2 protein-coding genes are annotated in these 2579 nt (G+C 39.4%); both read left to right on the top strand.

The window, feature by feature from the left end:
* Positions 1-365, top strand: a 365-nt coding sequence (locus JG30_RS08060) for a mucin-binding protein (protein WP_427846154.1), incomplete at its 5' end; no start/stop codon positions are given.
* 173 nt (positions 366-538) lie between these two features.
* Positions 539-2579: BspA family leucine-rich repeat surface protein (locus JG30_RS09100; RefSeq protein WP_179854060.1), on the top strand; the 2041-nt coding region annotated here is incomplete at its 3' end.

The following is a 2579-nucleotide window of genomic DNA, read 5'->3' as shown; positions in this document are numbered from 1 at the left end:
TAGTAGCAGCTGCTCCCGCTACCATTACAATTGATGCCACAGGTCATCAAATCATTCAAGTACAAGTGGCCCATCAGATTAATAATTCAACAGAATTTAATGCTCTAACACGGACCGTCAATATTCACCGTCCGGATGGGACTATGAAAACTTACATTCAAACTGCAGTCTTAAAGCGAAATGTTTATATTGATGGTGTGACTGGTGCTAAAACTTACGGTGCATGGAGTACGGACAATTGGGATGCCATTCAGATTCCTGTGTTCGCCGGCTATACTGCCAGTCAAGACCAAGTAGCCGCCCACCAGGTTACAGGAGAAGATAGTGATCAAACTGTTGACGTCTACTACACGCCCACAAACTAGTTGTTGTGTAACTATATTTTTTAATTCAAGCTCTTCCTTTTAGGAAGGGCTTTTTATGTAATCCAAGCAAACATCTAAAATAGATTAATTGCTTTCTTAGTAAAGTGCTAAGATAAATTTGTAACCGGTTCTATAAGGTTACATCTAAACTTACATAAGGAGGAGGAATTATTTTGAATCAAAAGAAAAGTATCACACTGACCACAACATTCGTGGGGTTAATGTGTGGTTTTGTCTTAACCCAACAACAAGCGGCTGCGGCAGCTACAAATGCTCCAGACCCCACAGCCACGAGTATGGTGGCTCCGCGGGGTACAGCAACTGCTAAATCTGCTGAACCTACCCAAGAGGAACAGTCCGTCAATCAACAGACTAGCACACAAAAGGCTTTTACTAGTACTGACACCGTTAATGAGACTGTTAACCCAAACCAAACTTCTAGAACTCAGTCTACAGGTTCATCTACAACGACCACAGCTGAACAAACAACTACTGTCAATAACAATACAACCACTTCCGCACAACCACCACAGGGAACTGCTACTCAGAACACGGCAACTATTTCATCAGTTAATAGCGCTAATGAGATTACTCAACCAGTAAGCCAACCTACAACACCAACAGCTCCGCAAGCTATCAAGACCACAAATAGTACCAACACAGCCTCAACTACCACAGATCCTCAAGTAGAAACAATTGCCCAAGGTACTTGGGGCACCAGTAAGTGGGAATATACGCACCAAGGTGATGATTATATTTTACATTTCCATGAGGGGACCTTCGGTGCTAGCAGCCAGAAAACTATAAAAGATCCAAATAGTAGTTATCTACAACATACAGTAGGTAGTATTGGCGCTAGTCCCGAAGTCTTCAATGGTAATTGGCAATGGATTGAAGACCTAACACAAATTATTATTGATCCCGGGGTCAAAGCTAACCAAGATTCCAGTTATTTATTTGAATATTTAAACAATCTACAAAAGATTATTGGTCTAGCTAATCTCGATACCGCTAACGTTACTAATATGGCGGGGATGTTTGAAGATTACCAAGGGGCTAGCTTAGATTTCAGTCATTTCAATACCGCTAACGTTACTGATATGTCTTGGATGTTTGCAGGCTATCAAGGGCCTAAACTAGATTTCAGTCATTTCAATACCGCTAACGTTACTGATATGTCTTGGATGTTTGCAGGCTATCAAGGGCCTCAACTCGATTTTAGTCATTTGGATACTTCTAAAGTTACTGATATGAGTGAGATGTTTAAAGATTGCCGGGAATTAATCAATTTAGATCTCAGTCATTTCAATACTGCTAAGGTTACTAATATGTATGGGATGTTTAATGATTGCCAAAGTTTAACTAGTTTAGATCTCAGCAATTTCAATACCGCTAACGTTACTGATATGTATGACATATTTAGAGACTGCCGAAACTTAACCAATTTAAATTTAAGTAATTGGGATAACGACAATATTACTGATATGTCTTGGATGTTTTATGATTGCTACAGTTTAACTAATTTAAATCTTAGTAATTTTCATACCACTAATGTTACTGATATGTCTTGGATGTTTCATGGTTGTTCCGGATTAACTAGTTTAGATCTCAGCAGTTTTAATACTGCTAAAGTTAATTGTATGGAAAGTATGTTTTCTGGTTGTTCAAGTTTAACTAGTTTAGATCTTAGCAATTTCAATACCGCTAACGTTGAACGTATGCGTTTTATGTTTGGATATTGCCAGGAATTAACTAGTCTAGATCTTAGCAATTTCGACCTTTCCAAAATTGAAGATATAGATAGTATATTTATTTCCTGTCAAAATTTAAATCATTTGATTTTAGGTCCTAAAACTGAATTCAAGTATGTTTACCTGCCAAAAGTACCGAACACCGGAACCAGACTTCTGGGTACTGATCGGATAATCGCCTCCCCTTATTGGGTAGCCACCAGTGGTTATCAACAAGGACACAAGTATACTTCTAATGATTTAATGGAATTGACCGGCCGAGATCAGGTTACGACTTATGATTGGGACAGTAAGCCCGCCTTTACCCAAACGACGGAAACTAAAACCAAAGTCCGGACGATTAATCTCCATCAACCTAACGGTCAACTGAAAACAGAAACCCAAACAGTGGCCGTCAGTCGTCCGGTAACTATTAATCCGGATGGTTCTAAAACTTATGGCGCGTGGACAACAGCTCAATGGG

This window comes from Bombilactobacillus mellifer (assembly GCF_000970795.1).
Taxonomy (GTDB): domain Bacteria; phylum Bacillota; class Bacilli; order Lactobacillales; family Lactobacillaceae; genus Bombilactobacillus; species Bombilactobacillus mellifer.
Note: the sequence above shows the minus strand (reverse complement) of the source record. Positions and strands in the feature narration are given on the sequence as shown.